1 protein-coding gene is annotated in these 1,690 nt (G+C 52.5%); it reads left to right on the top strand.

Features of this window, described 5'->3' with window-relative positions:
• The first annotated feature begins 71 nt into the window (after positions 1-71).
• On the top strand, positions 72-1,619 hold the full coding sequence (locus KNP86_RS15820) for an ISL3 family transposase (protein ID WP_214755160.1): 1,548 nt from the start codon (positions 72-74) through the stop codon (positions 1,617-1,619).
• The last annotated feature ends 71 nt before the right edge of the window (positions 1,620-1,690 follow it).

Genomic DNA, 1,690 nt, shown 5'->3' with positions numbered 1-1,690 from the left:
GGTTCTTACGCAATGTTGGTGAGGTAGTGATGCCGACATTATGGGAATAAAATCAAAAAGGATTGATTCCCATGAACGAGTTGGAGTTCTTGGATGATCGACTGTGCGTCACGAGTGCTCACTCACACGACGGGGTGAGACATTGTGCCGCTCGTCTCATATCCAGTGGTGCATGCTGTCCAAACTGTGGTCGGTCTTGTCACCGACGTCACAGCTTCGCGACACGGCGGCTAAAAGACTTCTCAGGACTACATCAGGTTTTCCGTCTGAACATTCAAGTACCGAAATGGTTCTGCGACAACTCAAAATGCCCACGTTCCATCTTTACAGAGCGATTGCCGTGGGCCATTTCTCATTCGCGGAGAACGCTCCGTACGGAGCGCGTGTTGTCCACTTTGATGTTGGCCATGAGTGCGAAGGAAGCCGAGCGTGTCGCGACAGTCCTAGGTTTTCGAATCAGTCACGACACGCTGCTCAGGGTGTTACGACGCGTGCCCGTCCCGAGCCCCTGTGCTGAGGTGATCGGCATTGATGACTTCGCCTTCAAAAAGGGTCACCGATACGGGACCATCATCTGTGACGCGACAACCCATCGTCCCATCGACCTGCTGCGGACCCGCGAAGCAGACATGTTGAAGGATTGGCTTGTGAATCTGGAGAAACGGCCTGTACGCGCATCGGTCGATCGATTCCCGGCCTATCAAGAGGCGTTGCTCGACCAGGACATCGTAGTGGTGAGCGACCGCTTCCACCTCGTAGACAACCTATGGCGATGCCTCAATTCGATATGCCAGCGTATCCTCCCCTCTCGAATCCCTGTAAATCCGAAAGGTGCTGTATCGTACGGTTTGAAACCGCAACATCCGACTGGACCCGAGAACGAAACAAAACGACCGTTGGTCGAAAGGGTTCAAAGCATGCACCGCCAAGGGATGAGTCTTAATGCGATCGCCCAGATGCTCAGCTTGAATTGGAGGACTGTCAAAAAATACAGTGATCCGGCTTACGAACCCTCCCCGCCGAAACGACAAAGACCTCACTTGATCGATCGTTTCATGCCACATGTGAGAGAATGTGTCCGAAATCGACTCACACTCCAGGAAACGGACGCTCATCTGAGGCAGTTAGGTTACAGGGGTTCGTTTGGCGCGGTCCGTCACCGTTCACGTGACGCCCGGAGGGAGGCTCTTCCCGAACCACAGGTTTTTATATCGCGCAAGGATGTCTGTCGCCTACTCTGGCAATGGCCTGCGACCAGGCCGGATGACACCATCGATGTCTCGTACCTGTTGGTCCGTTACGGAGACCTCGCCGTCCCGTTCTGTTTCATTCAAGGATTTCGAGAAGCGATTCGGGAACGGGACGCGGAGCATCTCCTTTCGTTGATCACCAATCCACAGGTCACATCACATCCTGGACTGAAGCGTTTCGTGGGACGACTCAAACAAAATATAGAGGTGATCCTGGCAGCTTGTCGGTTTGAAGAAAGCAACGGTTACGTGGAAGGGAACGTCAATCGTCTAAAGATGTTGAAGCGACTCATGTATGGAAGGGGAAATTTTGACTTGCTCAGGATTCGGGTACTTTGTCGAAATCCCGAGCCAAGCTGTGTTAAATGATATTGCAAAAAAATGAGCGACCACCCTCAGGCAATCGCACGTCATCTTTCACCAACATTGCGTAAGAACCA

The organism is Exiguobacterium sp. s16 (genome assembly GCF_018618115.1).
In the GTDB taxonomy this organism is placed as follows: domain Bacteria; phylum Bacillota; class Bacilli; order Exiguobacteriales; family Exiguobacteriaceae; genus Exiguobacterium; species Exiguobacterium mexicanum_A.
Note: the sequence above shows the minus strand (reverse complement) of the source record. Positions and strands in the feature narration are given on the sequence as shown.